General features: G+C 35.4%; 17 protein-coding genes. 9 read left to right on the top strand and 8 right to left on the bottom strand.

Going from position 1 to position 17,671, the window contains the following annotated elements; genetic code table 11:
• Nucleotides 1-548: 548 nt before the first annotated feature.
• Together ACS604_RS06880 and ACS604_RS06875 are read left to right on the top strand one after the other, a co-directional pair.
• Complete coding sequence (locus tag ACS604_RS06880; protein ID WP_174741605.1) at nt 549-2,645, top strand: sensor domain-containing protein; 2,097 nt, start codon at nt 549-551, stop codon at nt 2,643-2,645.
• A gap of 140 nt (nt 2,646-2,785) precedes the next feature.
• Nucleotides 2,786-3,229: a universal stress protein gene (locus ACS604_RS06875; RefSeq protein ID WP_004791904.1), complete on the top strand. Its 444-nt coding sequence runs from the start codon at nt 2,786-2,788 to the stop codon at nt 3,227-3,229.
• A gap of 56 nt (nt 3,230-3,285) precedes the next feature.
• Here the strand turns inward: ACS604_RS06875 and ACS604_RS06870 are convergent, their stop codons facing one another.
• Nucleotides 3,286-4,725, bottom strand: coding sequence for a glucose/sorbosone family PQQ-dependent dehydrogenase (locus ACS604_RS06870; protein WP_474770936.1), 1,440 nt, complete (start codon nt 4,723-4,725; stop codon nt 3,286-3,288).
• Between the two features lie 393 nt (nt 4,726-5,118).
• Between ACS604_RS06870 and ACS604_RS06865 the strand changes: the two genes are divergently transcribed.
• Together ACS604_RS06865 and ACS604_RS06860 are read left to right on the top strand one after the other, a co-directional pair.
• Entirely contained in the window at nt 5,119-5,751 is a 633-nt protein-coding gene (locus ACS604_RS06865) for an SOS response-associated peptidase family protein (protein ID WP_474770934.1), read from the top strand.
• 225 nt (nt 5,752-5,976) lie between these two features.
• Nucleotides 5,977-7,431 carry a SulP family inorganic anion transporter gene (locus ACS604_RS06860; protein ID WP_474770932.1) on the top strand — a complete coding sequence of 485 codons (1,455 nt, stop codon included), beginning with the start codon at nt 5,977-5,979 and terminating at the stop codon, nt 7,429-7,431.
• A 42-nt stretch (nt 7,432-7,473) separates the two neighbouring features.
• Here the strand turns inward: ACS604_RS06860 and ACS604_RS06855 are convergent, their stop codons facing one another.
• From ACS604_RS06855 to kynU, 6 genes are all read right to left on the bottom strand, one after another.
• Entirely contained in the window at nt 7,474-8,652 is a 1,179-nt protein-coding gene (locus tag ACS604_RS06855) for a S8 family peptidase (RefSeq protein ID WP_151963006.1), read from the bottom strand.
• A gap of 238 nt (nt 8,653-8,890) precedes the next feature.
• Entirely contained in the window at nt 8,891-9,004 is a 114-nt protein-coding gene (locus ACS604_RS06850; protein WP_228128898.1) for a hypothetical protein, read from the bottom strand.
• Between the two features lie 193 nt (nt 9,005-9,197).
• Entirely contained in the window at nt 9,198-9,482 is a 285-nt protein-coding gene (locus ACS604_RS06845) for a DUF6527 family protein (RefSeq protein ID WP_474770930.1), read from the bottom strand.
• A gap of 566 nt (nt 9,483-10,048) precedes the next feature.
• The gene (locus tag ACS604_RS06840; protein WP_474770929.1) at nt 10,049-10,795 is read right to left on the bottom strand and encodes an alpha/beta hydrolase; all 747 of its coding nucleotides are present in this window, start codon (nt 10,793-10,795) and stop codon (nt 10,049-10,051) included.
• A 7-nt stretch (nt 10,796-10,802) separates the two neighbouring features.
• A complete protein-coding gene (locus ACS604_RS06835) occupies nt 10,803-12,209 on the bottom strand; it encodes an amino acid permease (protein ID WP_474770927.1) in 1,407 nt (468 codons plus the stop codon).
• 40 nt (nt 12,210-12,249) lie between these two features.
• Nucleotides 12,250-13,500 (bottom strand): kynureninase, encoded by a 1,251-nt coding sequence (gene kynU, locus ACS604_RS06830; RefSeq protein ID WP_474770925.1) that lies wholly within the window; start codon nt 13,498-13,500, stop codon nt 12,250-12,252.
• A gap of 147 nt (nt 13,501-13,647) precedes the next feature.
• Here kynU and gigD point away from each other — a divergent pair, with 147 nt between their 5' ends.
• Together gigD and ACS604_RS06820 are read left to right on the top strand one after the other, a co-directional pair.
• Complete coding sequence (gigD, locus tag ACS604_RS06825) at nt 13,648-14,097, top strand: Lrp/AsnC family transcriptional regulator GigD (RefSeq protein ID WP_004791887.1); 450 nt, start codon at nt 13,648-13,650, stop codon at nt 14,095-14,097.
• A gap of 29 nt (nt 14,098-14,126) precedes the next feature.
• Complete coding sequence (locus ACS604_RS06820) at nt 14,127-14,666, top strand: GNAT family N-acetyltransferase (protein WP_474770923.1); 540 nt, start codon at nt 14,127-14,129, stop codon at nt 14,664-14,666.
• On the opposite strand, the gene ACS604_RS06815 is transcribed toward ACS604_RS06820, so the two are convergent.
• On the bottom strand, nt 14,648-14,941 hold the full coding sequence (locus ACS604_RS06815) for a hypothetical protein (protein WP_004791883.1): 294 nt from the start codon (nt 14,939-14,941) through the stop codon (nt 14,648-14,650). The genes ACS604_RS06820 and ACS604_RS06815 overlap by 19 nt on opposite strands.
• Before the next feature lie 401 nt (nt 14,942-15,342).
• On the opposite strand from ACS604_RS06815, the gene ACS604_RS06810 reads away from it, so the two are divergent.
• From ACS604_RS06810 to recA, 3 genes are all read left to right on the top strand, one after another.
• Nucleotides 15,343-16,029: an HAD-IA family hydrolase gene (locus tag ACS604_RS06810; RefSeq protein WP_443272968.1), complete on the top strand. Its 687-nt coding sequence runs from the start codon at nt 15,343-15,345 to the stop codon at nt 16,027-16,029.
• Nucleotides 16,013-16,441 (top strand): RNA-binding S4 domain-containing protein, encoded by a 429-nt coding sequence (locus ACS604_RS06805; protein ID WP_151963318.1) that lies wholly within the window; start codon nt 16,013-16,015, stop codon nt 16,439-16,441. Before ACS604_RS06810 ends, ACS604_RS06805 begins: the two co-directional genes overlap by 17 nt.
• Nucleotides 16,442-16,586: 145 nt before the next feature.
• Complete coding sequence (gene recA / locus ACS604_RS06800) at nt 16,587-17,633, top strand: recombinase RecA (RefSeq protein WP_151963014.1); 1,047 nt, start codon at nt 16,587-16,589, stop codon at nt 17,631-17,633.
• Nucleotides 17,634-17,671 lie beyond the last annotated feature (38 nt).

Raw genomic sequence — 17,671 nt, 5'->3', positions numbered from 1 at the left:
AAATTAAGGATAAAAAAAACCTACATCTTGGGGAAAATGTAGGCTATAAAATGCACAAAAAGGAAATATATATCCTTCTTGATGGAAAGAATTTTACGATAATATAACCCTTTATTTTATATTACTTTTGTAAACTTAATGGTGGTTATTGTATTTTTTAGACTTTTTAAAATCTCCGCTCTTATATATATTATGGTTAAATTTTGTTTTATTAAAATTTTATCCATCACAATTTACTTCATGTCTTTTTTATAATTTATTTCTACAGGTTTTATTAAGACAGTGCTGTAAAGACGAATATAAGTTTCTGTTTTAATAAGTTTTTTACAAAAATAAGCATAAATCTTTTTTTAACTTAAGAAAGATAAAAATCAATAAATAACAAAAACATAAATTAAATATTAAGTATATAATTTATTTAAGATCTAAATTTTAGTTCAAAAAAAAGACAATTGAAATTTATTTATTACTGTTTTGATTACTACAGAAAGATTACAATAACGACTAATAATTAGATTACCCGCCCATACAATCTTTCTAGGCATGTTATGACTTCAATGTCGAACAACACCCAAAAGCATTTTATTGTTGAGCAGATTCCACTACCGACTTGGGTCAGTGATGAAAATGGCTTGATATTATATTGCAATGTAGAGTGTACAGAATATTGGCAGGATACTTTTTCTCCATTACCTCAGCAATGGTTAGATTTTATATCTCCTGCCGATTTAGACGAAGTCAAAAATAGATGGCTCGAAGCAATTCGCCTGCAAAAAAGAATAGAATTAAAATGCCGACTTTTACAAAGTGGCAATCAATATAGATGGTGCAAACTTTCCATTCAAGCATCTAAATATCGCGGCTCTTCTTTAGCCAGCGAATGGTATGTCAGCTTTTTAGATATTGATCACGATATTCAAGAGCAACAAAACCTACAAAAGAATATTGAAATACAAAATCAAATGTTAGACATCAGTGTAGATTGCATTAAAGTATTAAATGTAGACGGCACAGTTTCTCATATGAATAAATCAGGATGCCTCGCTCTAGGTGTCCCTGTCGATGAAACAAAATTTGGGATGAAATGGCTTGAGCTTTTGCCACCTCATATTCGTAAACGTGGACGAGTCGCTTTAAAAAAAGCCCTTCAAGGCAAAGTTGCCAGATTCGCTGGAATGAGCTGTTTACCAGATCAGGACCCCGAATATTGGGATAACATGCTAACCCCGATTCATCGAGAAAATGGTGAAATCATACAAATACTGTGTGTATCCCGTAACGTTACTCAACAGCATCTGACAGAAAATCAACTTAGAAATATGAGTGAAAGAGATGAGCTGACCGGATTATGTAATCGGCGTTCATTTAAATTTCAGCTTAAACGGACCCTAGCATATTCAAAAGACAGCCAAACAAGTGTGGGTTTACTATTAATTGACCTTGATCATTTTAAGCATATTAATGACACATTAGGGCATAGCGCAGGCGACCATCTTTTAAAAGTTTTATCCAAACGGTTTAGTCATTGTGTTGATGATGAAAGATGCTTTGTCGCAAGACTGGGTGGAGATGAATTTGCTGTTATTATTAATAACCTTAAATCTGAAAGTGATGTGCGTGACCTAGCTGCAATCTTACTTCAACAGCTAAATCAACCTATTACCTATTTAGGCAATGTTCTAAATGGTGGTATGAGTATTGGTTGTGCGATTTATCCTCAAGATGCCGTCGACCAATCAGGTTTACTCAGTTGTGCAGATATGGCATTGCATGATTTAAAAGCACGTGGTCGTGGTGGTATTCGCATGTATGACCCATGCATGATGCAAATGACCGAAACAGTCGCTTCTCAGCTTAATTTAGCACGTCAGCTTATTCGTCATCATACCATCCAGCCCTACTATCAACCTAAAGTCGATTTAAAAACTCATCGTGTTGTAGGTTTTGAAGCTTTATTGCGATGGCATACAACTTCCGCTCAAAGAGGCTATCCTTCTCAAATTGCAGAGGCTTTTAAAGATTATAATTTAGCGAGTAAAATCGGTGAAACGATGCAACATCAAGTTTTACGTGACATCGCAAAATGGATAGATCTTGGTATTAAACCCCTTCCTGTTTCACTCAATGCTGCTCCAGTTGAGTTTCTAAGAGACAACTATGCTGAACGGCTTTTGAAAAAAATCAATCAATTTCAAATTCCAACACATTATATTGAAGTAGAAGTCACTGAACATATGTTGGGCGATCGAGGTTCAGAGTATGTGATCCGTGCACTTAATAAATTAAAACAACATGGCGTACATATTGCTTTAGATGACTTTGGTACAGGTTTTTCATCGCTCACCCATATCCGTGACTATCCAATTGACAGTTTAAAAGTAGACTGTAGTTTTATACAAAAGATGCAACATGACCCATCAATTTATGCGATTGTTCAAGCAATTGGATTACTCGCTCCAAATTTATCACTGGGGCTCATTGCAGAAGGAATTGAAACCCCTGAACAAGAAGAACTACTTCGACAATTTGGATATAGTATAGGCCAAGGATTTTTGTTTGAATCTGCTATAGATGCCAATCAAGTCATTTCAATACTTAAACAGAATCAACCTTACTTAGAAAGTCACTATCACGCTTTAAGATAAAATTTATAATAAAATCTCTCACTTTTCTTCATACTAAAAATAAACAATAATCTTTCAAAAATTGTTCATAATATAAGCATAAAGATAATAAATCGGTGTTTTGGCACCATACATTGTCACAGGACAATAAGGAGCAATATATGAGTTATCACCATATCTTGGTTCCAGTCGATGGTTCTCCTACTTCACTCATAGCTGTCAATCATGCAGCAACACTTGCTAAGGCCTTTGGTAGTAAAGTGACTCTAGTATATGCGCTTACTATAGATCCTTTTATTTCTGTAGAATTCATTGATAGTACAGAATTAGCACAGGATTACTTTAATAAAGCTAGAGCATCTATTCAGGGTATTTTAGACCAAGCGAAAGAACAATTTAGCCAACACGGAATTTCTGTTGAAACAAAAATTGTTGAGGGTCAAACAATTCATACAGAAATTATTAAAGCCGCTACTGAACTAAAAGCAGACCTATTAGTGATTGGTTCTCATGGTCGAAAAGGGTTTAAAAAGTTCTTCTTAGGAAGTGTGACTCAAGCTCTTTTAGGAGAAATTCATTTACCGGTATTAGTCGTAACTGAGTAATTTTTCTTAAGCTAAAAAAACCGATCTTATGTAGATCGGTTTTTTAATGGCCTGTGTTACTGAGCTTTATATGTAAATTTAATTAGAGATCCTGGGTTTTCTAATGTATTCGTTACAGAACCATCATCTTTTTGGACATTTCCAGCAGTATCAGTCAACACGTATAAAACATTCCCATCTGGACTTGCAATCACGTCACGATAGCGGTTGTTGCTTTTAAACATCGGCACAGCGTCATCATAAGTAGCACTGTAAGTTGGATCTAACCTAATACGGAAAATAACTCCGCGTTTTAAAGATGGAACTAATAATGTATTTTCCCAACCCGCAATTGCTTTTTTGCCGCCCTTATAGACATAAGCAGATGACGGTGCAACGGTTGGCCAGCAAATGTAGGTCATATCCCCACACGTTGGGTCATTATAGTTATAGGTATCCTGCACGGTATATAAAGTTTTTAACGGCGGTACAAAGTTTTTACCAGTCCATTCAGACTCTTTCGTCACAGGTACACCTGCTGCTACTTTTAAACCATTTTGCCCTAAATCTTTAATTTGTGCTTTATTGGTTGCTGCTGAATAATTTGCATAGGCATAACCACTGTCATCTTTATAACCTGCTACATTTGGCCAACCATAGTTCCCCCCTTTAACAATGAGATTAATTTCATCGTCAGAGTTTGGGCCCTGTTCAGATTGCAATAGTTTTCCATTCGGAGTAAATGCTAAGCCCTGTGGATTACGGTGTCCGAGCGTATAAATATGGCTAACGACTCCGTTAAAACTTGGGTTATCTTTTGGAATACTTCCATCAAGATTTAAGCGTAGTACTTTACCCATATAGGTATGATAGTCTTTGCTACTCACTTCTTGTCGAGTCGGCGTATGTTGTGCTTGATTTGGCAAGAATAAATAAGCAAGCTGGTTACGTCCTTGATCACCAATCGTATAGTAAATCTTTTGGTCTGGACCAATGACAAGACGACCGGATTGATGGTCTTTCGATGAAGGTAATCCTGCTAATAAATCGATTGGCTTCTCAAGCGTATCAGTTGACTTGTTATAAGTATATCGACGAATAATCGTTTGATTCGGTAGTTCTTTATCTGTAGATTTCGGATTTTTAAATGTACCTGAAATATAGATATAAGGATTATTTTTAAAATCAGGATGGAAAGCAAAGCCTAACAAACCATTTTGTCCATCAGCATCATTTACAATCTCAGGCACCTGAAAAACTGTTTTTACGCTACCTGTCTCTGGATTCACTCTTAGAATCTTGCCTGTTGCCCGCTCTGTTAACCAAATTTGATTATCAGGTCCCCACAACAAAGCATGTGGTTTATTTAAATTGGATAGAATAACTTTCTTGTCAAAGTTTTCCGATTTCGCTTTAGCAAATTGAGAGGGAGTTAGAGGAACATCAGCAAATGCTGAGATTGTAACGAGCTGAACAGCGCCTAATAAAGCAATTTTAGCCAATAAATGTTTATTCATGTGTCCACCTTATAAATTGTCAAAATTTTCCGAGAATTTTTTAAACCTCTGATAAAGGGTTTGTAGGAGTTCTCTATATGATTTGTATTATGATGAATAACAAAACTATTAAAATCTAAATTTCTGAAAGGCTCTGTTGCATAAAAGTAGCTATTAAAAATCAACAAACTCTCTTTAAGATAAGCAACTTAACTATACGATTTATCTATTCTATTAATTTTATCTTTGAATTTTTTTGAAATAGCTATTTGTGAAATAAATATTTATTAACGAAGTAATGGATAGCTAAAAATTAATACTCAAAGAGACAATTCTATTTATAAATATATACATCACTAAAGACTAAAAGTTAGAAGCTGTAATTGAGAACTATTTTTATAACTAAGGTGTCTTATGTGTGCAAACTTTAAACCTATTAAGAAAACACATGCTAATCAATTAAAGTTATTTGAACCCACTTTTGAATATAAGATGGATATTTTCCCAAGTGATGATTGTCCCCTCCTTTTATTGAATCAAAATGAGCTTATGTGGCGAAAAGCTAAATTTGGAATGCTCCCTCCCTATGCCAAAGAAATCGCATTCAAATACGCAACTTATAATGCCAGAACAGAAACTGTAGAACAAAAGCGCACCTTTAAACATGCATGGTTAAATAACCAATTTGCGCTTGTCCCTGTCGAAGCTATTTATGAACCTAAATATATCAATGGAAAAGCACATTGGTATGGTATTTTCCGGCAAGATGGACAACCTTTTACACTTGCTGCGATCTTTGAGGAAACACTTATTGATGAACAGAAAGTGAGATCCATGTCGCTATTAACAATCAATGCTGATCATCACCCTTTTATGAAACAATTTCATAAACCGGATGATGAAAAACGTTCGGTTATTGTGATACCGGATCATCTCAGAAATGATTGGCTCAACTGCACTCATTCTGAAGCAAAAGACTTTTTCTTAGATATGCCTTCGAATGAGTTTACTTCAATGCCGAAAGCTGAAATGAAAAATTATGATTAAGTCAGTTTAGTCGACTTAGGTTAGTCAACCTTAAAAACTTATGCTATTCTTCGGGCACTTTTAAATGCCTCAAACTCTCTATACCTATGACACTTACGCCACCTTAAGTTTATTTACGCTTATCTCCTGTAAATAACTCATCACTGTTTAGTGATGTGGTGTAGTCGCTTGTGTTGGTATATCACATCACTAGCCTTTCAAAATTTAGAACTTAGGCTATTTCTCATGTTATCGAATGTCCGAGAACAATGGTTCTCTAATGTCCGCGCAGATATTCTTTCCGGTCTTGTTGTGGGTCTTGCTTTAATTCCAGAAGCAATTGCATTTTCAATTATTGCGGGTGTAGATCCCAAAGTCGGTTTATATGCATCCTTTTGTATTGCCGTTATTATTTCTTTCGTAGGTGGTCGTCCCGCTATGATTTCAGCGGCTACAGGCGCGATGGCTTTGGTTATGACCACGCTTGTAAAGGAACACGGGCTTCAATATTTATTTGCTGCCACGGTATTAACCGGTGTCATACAAATTTTGGCTGGATATTTTAAACTTGCCAAACTCATGCGTTTTGTTTCCAAGTCAGTTGTTATTGGATTCGTTAATGCCCTAGCCATACTCATCTTTATGGCTCAATTACCAGAATTGGTAAGTGTGACATGGCATGTCTACCTACTAGTAGCCATTGGTTTAGGAATTATTTATCTATTTCCCTATATTCCAAAAATTGGAAAGTTCTTTCCCTCGCCTCTTATTTGTATTGTGGTGGTCACATTACTCGCTATTTTTTTAGGTCTTGACGTTCGATCGGTTGGCGATATGGGGTCATTACCAGATACGTTACCTATATTTCTAATTCCGAATATTCCGTTAAATTTAGAAACCCTTCTTATTATTCTTCCATATTCTTTGGCCCTTGCCGCGGTTGGCTTACTTGAATCAATGATGACTGCAACAATCGTTGATGAAATGACCGATACATCTAGTGATAAATTTCAAGAATGTAAAGGTCAAGGTATAGCAAATATTGCTTCAGGTTTTATGGGCGGCATGGCTGGTTGCGCCATGATTGGTCAATCAATGATTAATGTAAAATCGGGTGGTCGTACACGTTTATCCACTTTTTGTGCAGGTATATTCTTACTTATTTTAGTTGTATTTTTAAGTGATTGGTTAAAGGTTATTCCTATGGCCGCTCTGGTTGCCGTTATGATTATGGTATCGATTAGCACTTTTGAGTGGAGCTCACTGACTCAATTTAAAAATAATCCTAAAAGTAGTAATATCGTTATGATCGCTACAGTTATTGTAGTGGTTGCTACCCATAACTTAGCATTAGGTGTATTAACTGGGGTATTACTTTCAGCACTTTTCTTAGCAAATAAACTTGAAAATGATATTCGTATAGAAACTTCATTCGAGAATCAAGCTCGTCTATATGAATTAAGAGGTCAAATATTTTTTAGTTCATCTGAAAAATTTATGCAAAGTTTTAACTTTAAAGAAGAAGTTAAAGAAGTCATTATTGATCTTACGCACTCACATATTTGGGACGTGACTTCAGTTGCCATGCTAGATTCAGTAGTAAATAAATTTCAGAAGAACGGTATTAAGGTAACGGTTCGCGGCTTAAATGAAGCCAGTTCAATTATGATTGATAAATACGGTACTCATGCAAAAATCTAAAAAAGGTCCTTCGGGACCTTTTCCAATTTTAAAATTCCTTTATTAAGGTGATTTATATAACAGCCGATTTGGGCTACCAGAAGGATTTTTTACCACATTACTACTTGCTTGATTTAAAAGATTGGTCGAGATGGTCTGAGGTGTTGCTGTAGGTGTACTTTGCAACATTTCAGCTACGACACCAACAACATGTGGAGTAGCCATTGAAGTTCCATTTAAAACTTTAGTTGCTGTATTACTTCCAATCCATGAAGAATTAATTTGGCTTCCCGGCGCAAAAATATCAACGCAGCTTCCATAGTTAGAATAACTCGCTCGAGTATCAGTATCATCTGTAGCAGCGACAGTAATTGCTTTACTCACTCTTGCTGGAGAAGAACTACATGCATCTGCATTAGAATTTCCTGCAGCGACAACCATCACATAACCGTTATTAAATAAGTTTTCTACCGCGCTATCTAAGGATGTGTTCGCATCACCGCCTAAAGACATATTCACCACAGCTGGCTTTTTACCATTTTTTAATATCCAATCTAATCCTGCAATCACGTTACTCGAAGCACCAGACCCATCACATCCTAAAATTCGTATTGGTACTAAACTTACATTTTTAGCAACACCATACGTACTCCCACCAACTGTTCCTGCTACATGAGTACCATGTCCATTACAATCTGTTGTACCATTTCCGTCAGATATCGCGGTATAGCCACTTAATACCCGCCCAGAGAACTGTTGATGTGTAGATAATATTCCGGTATCAACAATATAAGCTGTTATGCCCGAACCTGTTTGTAAATATGAATAAGCTGAATCTAAAGGTAAAGTTTTCTGATCAATACGGTCTAAGCCCCAATCTGGATTGCTTTGTGTAGTTGCATCAATTTTCATGACTGTGTCATTTTCTACTGAAAGAACTTTGGGATTTTTTTTCATGGCTTCAACAAAAGCAGTACCCGCAACATCGGGTAAATAAATTGCAAATCCCTTAAGTACAGTATCGTAAGTCTGTAATATCTTTCCCCCATGTTCTTTAGCAATACTTTGTGCAAAATCATTAGAAGGGCCAACATCCTTATCGAGAATAACAATATATTGGTTTTTAATAATTCCTTTTGCTTCAGAGGAACTTAATACAGAATTTGTTGTAGCAGGTGCTGCATGGACTAGATTGACGGCGGCCACTGTTAAGAAAGCAGCCGATATTTGGCAAAATTTCATAAAAAATCTCCATATTTTTTACTTCAGACATCGTTGTTATGATCAATACAGTCTTTATATTTAGAGGTTAAAATTTTTTAGAAAGAAATTTTTATTATATTCTCCATGTATTATAACCAAGTTATATTTTCATAAAACTTGGGTCTATACAATACTCTTATCTTTTTCTATTAAAAGTGAGAACCAGTTCAAATAAATTAAAAAATCGAAGATTATTTTAGTCTATTGATAATTTAGATTAATTGGGATGTATAATGTAAAAATATATAATCATTAAAAATAATATAAATGTAGAAATAATGAGATATGTTCCAATGGTGTTAAAACTTCTTAAAAATTTCCAGATATCCATAAATAAAATATAAAACAGTGAATTATATAAATTTTTGCAAATTTCAATCCTAGCTTCAACCAAAATAAATTTACAATTTCTTTAACTATACGTATTTAGTATTAAACATGTAAAGATATATTAAAAAAGTCTTTATTACTTACCGATTATAAAAATTTTAAATGATCTTAAATATATAATACAAATACCAAAATTAATAAAACCTATAATTTTTTAATTTTAGTTCTGGCAACTCAACCGTATATCCTGCTAAATGATGTCTACAGTTAACACTATATTCAATAAAACCACCTTTAATAAAGTAATTACAATGCCCATACATAATTATGAGCTGATCAAAAGTTGGTTTTTCCAAATCATGATTAAAAGTCCACTGGTTACCATTAGAAAAAGGATAATGTACAGGAATATAGTGAAGATACCTGCAACCTGGACACATATGTTTATACAGGCCACCTTCAAAATATTGTACTTTCATAAAGGCTCCTTTATAAATAAAAAAACCAACTCATGAGAACCGACTAAATTAATTACTTTCAAATGCTATATCTATTATTTAATTATTTTTATAACTTTTATTTTCTTATATTTTATCGAGCCTATATGACAAACTCATGAATGATTAGTCAGCTTATATTTTAATTAATCTATTTATTAAATGATAATTCAAGTTAAATCATGAAAAGAAAATCCTAATTTATTTCTTATTTATCACAGGTCTATCTTATTCATTCATATTAATCTTTGGATAGATATTATAGCTACATAACCCTTTATCTTATTGTTTTTAAAAGTCAAATAAAAAAGTCCGCATCTTGGGAAGCTACGGACTTAAAAACTCAACTAAACAACAGCTAAACAATTTATTGTCTAGTGAGAAAGCACTATCTTTTTAATCTAATTAAGTTCCACTGTTAGGTCAACAACAATAAATAATTTCTATAAAAAAACAGGTTAAGATGTGATTCACCTCACACTTTATCTTTCTATTTTATAAAATTAATTAATCATACAATCACATTGCATATATTGTAATTCGACTGCTTAAACTAATATCGACTTAAAATAGTGCTCTAAAATAGAATAATGATTAATTTTAGGAATAAGCTTAAAAGAAACAAAATCCTTATCTTGCTCTTTTTTAATTTCAAAATAATTTTGGCTTTGCCATTTCAATTCTTCGAGCTCAAGATCACCACAGAAAATTGAACATGGGATAGTAATTCGATCACTGTGATGAATAGGACTATATTTTAAGATATCTTCGCTTGAAAGATTGAGAGCATGGTTTAAATGAGTGCTCTGTATAGGCCTTAAGTCATAAATCCCACTTAACAACACCATCTCAGATATGAGTGGATGGCCTAATGACGAAGCAGCCAGATGCGCCCCTGCCGAATGCCCAACCAAAATCACCTCGTCGGTTCGCCAGTCTTGCTCTCGAATAAAATCGAGAGCTTGATTAACTTGAGAAACAATATCTAAAATTTTGCTCTGTGGTGCCAGATCATATTCTAAAAGAACACACTGGGCTCCTTTTGCTAGAACATACGGTACGATGAATGCAAAATCTGACTTATCACACCATTGCCAATAGCCGCCATGAATAAAAATAACCGTCTTTTTAGCTTGCTCTAAAGGAAAGAAATCTAAAGTTGATCTTGAGTGCGGACCATATTGAATATCTGCAATATGAATAAACTCTTGGTAGCTCAGTAAACTTGTCCGTTGAAATTCTGCCAATATCTCATGTTCATTAGCCACGGTTCTAGCATTGTCATAGGGTCTCATAGGTCTCTCACTTCAACGATTCTTTATGAGCATTTAAGGCAAGCTTGGCTGACGAGCGTTTTAAATAGTAGAAAACCGTAAGTACAACAACTAATGGGACTCCAAATTGTAAAGTTGACTTGAATTCATTGGTAAACCATGTTGTGACTGTGATACTTAAAATTGCGATTACCCCCAACAGTGAAATTAACTGGCTCGCTGGAACCTTAAACTTTAACTGCTGGCCTTGTTGTGCCATTTTCCGTCTAAAAAACATATGCGTAACAAAAATACTGCCCCAAGTGAACAACGCGCCAAACATAGATAAAGCAATCATGATTGGGAAAGCAGTAGCTGGATTAATCGTATAAACAATACTTGCAATACCAATACCCACTGCTGACAATAGCAATGCATTAATTGGTACGCCATTATGACTAATGCGACCAAATAATTTCGGTGCATCACCTGCGCGTGACAAGCTAAATAGCATACGTGTCGAGATATACAACATACTATTCATGGCGGATAAGGCCGCGACAATTACAATAAAATTTAAAATACTGTCCGCATATGGAATACCTACAATTTTCATTACCATCACAAAAGGGCTGGTCGCATCGGCTCCAATTAAAGTTGTCCAAGGAACAAGTGCCACAATGAGAAATAAAGACAGTAGATAAAATAGGATTAAGCGAATTGCAGTACTTTTAAACGCTTTCTTAACGGCTCTTTCCGGATCTTTAGCCTCACCAGCCGCAACAGCGATCATTTCAATACTTAAATAACTAAATATTGAAATAATTACTCCGATCCAAACTCCACTAAAACCATGAGGAAAAAAGCCACCATGCTCGGTTAAATTAGAGAGAACCTGTTCTGTTCCTCCATGACTTTGAGTCAAAATACCAATTGCTAAAAGAATAAATACAATAATTGCAAAGACTTTTATTGTCGAAAACCAATATTCAACCAATCCAAAAGCTTTAACGCTATATGCATTAACCACAAGCAAAGTCAGCGAGAAAAAAGCGATCCAGACCCAAGAGCCTACATCTGGAAACCATAATTTCATATAGTCAGCAACTGCTGTAATTTCTGTACCGACCGCTAATACTATACATGCCCAATAACAATAACGAACTAAAAACCCAGCAAGAGGACTTACATAATGCTCAGCATATGCTCCAAACGAGCCTGACGTAGGATGCTGAACTGTCATCTCAGCTAAACAAGCCATAATAGCAAATGCAATTAAGCCGCCAATGGCATAACTCACGATGACAGCTGGTCCAGCAAAGCTAATTGCAAACTTGCTTCCCATGAACAGCCCTGTACCAATCGCTCCACCAATTGCAATCATTCCCATCTGTTTTGCGGATAATTTCTTATGTAGACCCGCTTCTCGATTTTGTATTTCATCAAAACTGCTCATAGGCCCTCCTAGCCATTCTTCCGATATTAACCTTTAACGATTAGGTCACTTCGCTACGCACCAGATAACGCTCATTTTTCCATTCACTATTCAACATAATCTGCTTAAGTTGCTGTACGGCATTCCAAATATCTTCGAAACCTAAATATAGAGGTGTAATTCCAAAACGTAATACTTCCGGCTCTCGATAATCCCCAATCACACCACGAGCAATAAGCGCCTGAATAATTTCATAACCAAACTCATGTCTATAACTGACATGACTCCCACGATATTTATGGTTTAAAGGTGTAATCAATTCAAAACCAAACTGAGGACATTCTTGTTGAACAAGTTGAATAAACAAATCAGTTAATTTAAGTGATTTCTCGCGTATTTGTTGCATATCAGCTTGTAAGAAAATATCGGTACCACATTCGATTAAGCTCATCGAAATGATAGGTTGAGTCCCACACAAATAACGACGAATACTGTTAGCTGGTTCATAGTGCTGAGCCATATCAAATGGTTTTTTGTGCCCCCACCAGCCCGAGAGAGGTTGCCAGAACTGATCACGATGCTTTCGATTTACCCATAACAACGCAGGTGAACCCGGACCACCGTTTAAGTATTTGTAAGTACAACCAATCGCAAAATCACTATTACTCTGATTAAGATCCATAGGCACGGCACCAACCGAGTGACACAAATCCCAAATAATCAAAGCATCTTTAGCGTGGATCTGTTGATTAATAGACTCCATATCATAGAAATATCCAGTCCGATAATTCACATGAGAAAGAACAACTATAGCCACATCTTTTGCCAAAACACGAGACAAATCATCGGCCCCATCAATTAACTCAACTTGATAACCTTGATTAATCAAGTCTATAAAGCCTTCAATAATATAAATATCGGTTGGGAAAGCATCTTTTTCCGCAACAATAATTTTACGTTCCGGAAATTTTTCGGCTTGAATTTTTACCGCTGCTGATAAAACTTTAAATAAATTTAGAGTAGTTGAGTCTGAAATAACCACTTCCCCTTTTTCGGCACCGATAAGCTGCGCAACTTTATCTCCGAGTCTAGTCGGTAGCCCCCACCAATCTGCTTTATTCCAACTATTAATGAGGTCCTCGCCCCACTCTTTTGAAATAATGTGCTGAGCAACCTCTAATGATTTCTTTGGTCTTGCACCTAAAGAATTACCATCTAAATAAATGACATTTTCTGGCAGTGCAAATTCATCTTTAAACTTTTTGAGTTCATCTTCCTGATCCCAATAGAGGCATTGTTCGCGAGTAATCATTTGTTATTTCACCTATTTTCAACATTTCCTTTGTATTTGAATTTTATCACGCCAATTCTTTCGATTTATTCGATAATATTTGATTAAAATTTGCTATTTTCGTATAAAATTCGAATTAAAATTAAAAAACATGGATGAAATTCGAAAATGAATGTAGATGCAATCGACCTAAAAATTCTGAAGTATTTACAAGATAATGCTCGGTTAAGTAACCAAGAATTGGCCGATCTCGTTAACCTTTCGGCTTCAGCTTGTCATCGGCGTGTTAAAATTTTAGAAAGCAATGGTGTAATTGAAAAATATCAAGCGAAAGTTAATTATGAAAAACTAGGCATAAAAATTGAGGCAATTGTCGAAATAAAACTTGCCCAGCTAACAGAAAATGATCATAACTTCTTTTTAAGTCAGATCAAAAATTTTGATGAAGTCATTAATGCATATATTATTACTGGCGAATCTAATTATGTTTTACACGTGGCGACCAAAGATTTGAGTTCCTTTTCTCATTTCGTCATTAACACCTTAAATAAAATAAAAGGTGTAGTGAGCATCAATTCCAAGATCATTTTACAGAAGATTGTGCAAAAACCACTTTGACCCCTCATTTTTAATTAAAGAGTCATCTCATGATCGAAACAAAGCGTTTAATTTTAAGACAGTGGAAAGAAAGTGATTTTGAGCCATTTATAACAATGGGCTTAGATCAAGATGTTATGCAATTTTTCCCAAATCTTTTAACACCCCAAGAAAGTCTTAATTTAATCCAAAAAATTTCATCTCTCATCCAAGAAAAAGGTTGGGGCTTTTGGGCAGTAGAATTAAAAGAAACCCATCAATTTATCGGGTTCATTGGTCTACACAGCCAACCTGAACAATTTGACTTTTCTCCATGTGTGGAAATTGGGTGGCGGCTTGCAAAAGAATTTTGGAAACGAGGTTATGCAACAGAAGGTGCAAAAGCAGTTTTAGATTATGGTTTTAATATACTGAATTTAGATAAAATCGTTTCATTCACCGCTACGATTAATACCCCCTCTCAAGCTGTCATGAAAAGACTTGGAATGCACAAAGTTAAAAACTTCGAACATCCTAAAGTTCCTCTTCATCACGAATTAAGAGGACATGTGCTATATGAAATCACGAATACTTATTCATCAAAATCATAGCCGACAGAGGTTGAACATTCCCAATATTCATTAAGTTTATCTGCTATTTCTTCTTTTTCCATGGTGGTAAGTACGTAAAAAAGTTTAGCCTCTTTATTCTTTCTTAGAATTAATAAATTGTAATAATCATACTCAGGCCCATTCAGCCCTAAGGTAAGTTGTGACTCACAATGTTTTTCTGCTTTGTAGTGCCACTCAAGTTTATAAGTATCAAGGCCATCGGCAGCATTGATTACGATACCGTCATTGGTTCCACCAATAAATCCAATTTTCATTGCTTTCTCTAAGTTCTTATAGGAATAATTTTAAATATAACTTTAAATAAGTATCCTTCAATTTATAAAATGTTTGTCAATACGTATCCTATGTAAGCAAATTTAATCTTAGGAGCTAAAAACCTTAAATAAATTTTAAATATTTTTAATTTAAGGGAGGAATTTTCTACCAAAACTGTCTCATTATTATTTTTTGTTTTACCAAATTCCGCGTTATAATTTCAAACCATTTATCTCTCCTATCCATCCTATGAAGCTATGTAAATTTTAGAAAATCATGGGATGTAGCTTTAAATTAGTTTGAGTATTTATAAGTTTATTTAATTTATGATTTTAAAAGGATATATGGTAAATGTGTCTTAAAAATTTTGCTATAAATGATTTTGGAGATATTTAAAAAAATGTCTAAAATCATAATGTTTGACATGGACGGAACACTCTTAGATCTCGCTTTTGATGATTTCATATGGAATGAATGTCTTCCTGAACGACATGCAAAAACACATCAACTTTCTCTCTCCAAGAGCAAAGAAAAGCTATATCAATTTTATCAATCACATCGCCATACGCTTGTTTGGTATTCATCAACCTATTGGACTAAAACTGTAGGCGTTGATGTACTCAAATTACAACAAGAATTTCAATCTAAGATTCAAGCTCGTTCTGGCTGCATTGAGCTTTTGCAACAACTTAAAGAGCAAGGATACATGTGTTGGCTCGTGACTAATGCAGACCGCGCGAGCTTACGCTTAAAACTCGATAATATTGCGATTGAACATTTCTTTGATGTCATCATATCAAGTGAACAAGTAGGTTATGCCAAAGAAGACGTCAATTTTTGGCAAGAACTCCAAAGATTACATCCATTCAATCCAGATGAAACGATTTTTATTGACGATACGGCTCCCGTATTAAAAACGGCAGAAAAATTTGGTATTCAACACTTGTTTACTATCTCACAGCCCTCAAGTCTAAAGGATATAAAACAGCATCAAGATTTAGAATTTAAAGCACTAGATCGGCTTACAGAATTGCTGTCTATATTGAATGAAATTGATAGAAAGGATAATGATGTCAAAATTGCCTGAAAACGATGCTGTAGAGACCATGCGTGTTGACAAATGGTTATGGGTTGCTCGTTTTTTTAAAACTCGTTCAATTGCTAAAGCCGCGATTGAAGGAGGTAAAGTACATCACAATAATGAGCGTGTAAAAGTTTCCAAAGAAATTCGAGTTGGAATGGAACTTATTATTCAGCAAGGGTTTGATAAAAAAACTGTTGTGATAAAAGGCCTTTCGAACACACGTGGTCCAGCTCCAGTCGCACAGCAACTATATGAAGAAACCGAAGTGAGTATTGCTAGACGGGAGTTGATTGCATCACAACGAAAATTGCATAATCTAGCTCGACCGGACCATAGACCGAGTAAAAAAGATCGTCGACAAATTAGTCGGTTTAAACAGGAGAATGATCAACATTGGTCATACGGTGATGAATAAAAACGTCGAGTTGTGTCGCACACACACATACAACACATAGAAGCTATAGAAAAAATCTGTCACTATTAACCTAGTGAAACAAGTTGAGATTCAATGCATCCACTTGGGTTAAACGTGATGAACATAGAGTATTGAGGTTTTTGAGATGGATGAGAATAAAAGCAAAGCATTACAAGCCGCGCTAAGTCAAATTGAGAAACAATTTGGCAAAAATACGGTGATGCGTCTCGGTGACAACACTGTTCAAGCTGTTGAAGCCGTATCTACAGGCTCTTTGACTTTAGATATTGCATTGGGGATTGGCGGTTTACCAAAGGGTCGTATTGTCGAGATTTATGGTCCAGAATCTTCTGGTAAAACCACAATGACTCTACAAGCGATTGCCCAATGTCAAAAAGCTGGTGGTACTTGTGCATTTATCGATGCAGAGCATGCATTAGATCCACAATATGCACGTAAACTTGGTGTGGACATTGACAACCTGCTTGTATCACAGCCTGATAACGGTGAACAAGCGCTCGAAATTGCAGATATGCTCGTTCGCTCTGGCGCAATTGATATGATTGTTGTCGACTCAGTCGCTGCGCTTACTCCTAAAGCAGAAATTGAAGGCGAAATGGGTGACTCTCATATGGGCTTGCAAGCTCGTCTAATGAGTCAGGCACTTCGTAAGATTACGGGTAATGCTAAACGCTCAAACTGTATGGTTATTTTCATTAACCAGATCCGTATGAAGATTGGGGTAATGTTTGGTAGTCCAGAAACTACAACTGGTGGTAACGCATTGAAGTTCTACGCTTCTGTACGTTTAGATATCCGTCGTATTGGTCAAGTAAAAGAAGGCGATGAGATCGTCGGCTCTGAAACCCGAGTTAAAGTGGTTAAAAACAAAATGGCTCCTCCTTTCAGAGAGGCTATTTTCCAAATCCTATATGGTAAAGGCACAAACCAGCTAGGCGAACTTGTAGATTTAGCTGTACAACAAGATATCGTACAAAAAGCAGGTGCTTGGTATTCATACCAAGGTAATAAAATTGGTCAAGGTAAGAACAATGTTATTCGCCACTTTGAAGAAAATCCTCAAATGGCTGGAGAGATTGAACGTAATATCCGTGAACAGTTGTTAACAACAGGTACTAATACTGCTCAAGTTGAAGATGAAGAAGAAGCTGATCTTCTACTAGAATCTTAATTATTCATGAGCCTTAAAACGCCCTTCGGGGCGTTTTT

This window comes from Acinetobacter sp. Li1LvA2, assembly GCF_056156705.1.
This window is presented reverse-complemented; position numbering and strand designations above follow the sequence as displayed.

Excerpts from the sequence above, each read along its gene's own strand:
- ACS604_RS06820 (WP_474770923.1), top strand. The coding sequence starts at position 14,127 with ATGATCGAAACAAAGCGTTTAATTTTAAGACAGTGGAAAGAAAGTGAT.
- ACS604_RS06805 (WP_151963318.1), top strand. The coding sequence starts at position 16,013 with ATGTCAAAATTGCCTGAAAACGATGCTGTAGAGACCATGCGTGTTGAC.
- ACS604_RS06840 (WP_474770929.1), bottom strand. The coding sequence starts at position 10,795 with ATGAGACCCTATGACAATGCTAGAACCGTGGCTAATGAACATGAGATA.
- ACS604_RS06870 (WP_474770936.1), bottom strand. The coding sequence starts at position 4,725 with ATGAATAAACATTTATTGGCTAAAATTGCTTTATTAGGCGCTGTTCAG.
- ACS604_RS06815 (WP_004791883.1), bottom strand. The coding sequence starts at position 14,941 with ATGAAAATTGGATTTATTGGTGGAACCAATGACGGTATCGTAATCAAT.
- ACS604_RS06860 (WP_474770932.1), top strand. The coding sequence starts at position 5,977 with ATGTTATCGAATGTCCGAGAACAATGGTTCTCTAATGTCCGCGCAGAT.
- ACS604_RS06865 (WP_474770934.1), top strand. The coding sequence starts at position 5,119 with ATGTGTGCAAACTTTAAACCTATTAAGAAAACACATGCTAATCAATTA.
- ACS604_RS06850 (WP_228128898.1), bottom strand. The coding sequence starts at position 9,004 with ATGGATATCTGGAAATTTTTAAGAAGTTTTAACACCATTGGAACATAT.
- recA (WP_151963014.1), top strand. The coding sequence starts at position 16,587 with ATGGATGAGAATAAAAGCAAAGCATTACAAGCCGCGCTAAGTCAAATT.
- ACS604_RS06845 (WP_474770930.1), bottom strand. The coding sequence starts at position 9,482 with ATGAAAGTACAATATTTTGAAGGTGGCCTGTATAAACATATGTGTCCA.
- ACS604_RS06855 (WP_151963006.1), bottom strand. The coding sequence starts at position 8,652 with ATGAAATTTTGCCAAATATCGGCTGCTTTCTTAACAGTGGCCGCCGTC.
- ACS604_RS06880 (WP_174741605.1), top strand. The coding sequence starts at position 549 with ATGACTTCAATGTCGAACAACACCCAAAAGCATTTTATTGTTGAGCAG.
- ACS604_RS06875 (WP_004791904.1), top strand. The coding sequence starts at position 2,786 with ATGAGTTATCACCATATCTTGGTTCCAGTCGATGGTTCTCCTACTTCA.
- gigD (WP_004791887.1), top strand. The coding sequence starts at position 13,648 with ATGAATGTAGATGCAATCGACCTAAAAATTCTGAAGTATTTACAAGAT.
- ACS604_RS06810 (WP_443272968.1), top strand. The coding sequence starts at position 15,343 with ATGTCTAAAATCATAATGTTTGACATGGACGGAACACTCTTAGATCTC.
- kynU (WP_474770925.1), bottom strand. The coding sequence starts at position 13,500 with ATGATTACTCGCGAACAATGCCTCTATTGGGATCAGGAAGATGAACTC.
- ACS604_RS06835 (WP_474770927.1), bottom strand. The coding sequence starts at position 12,209 with ATGAGCAGTTTTGATGAAATACAAAATCGAGAAGCGGGTCTACATAAG.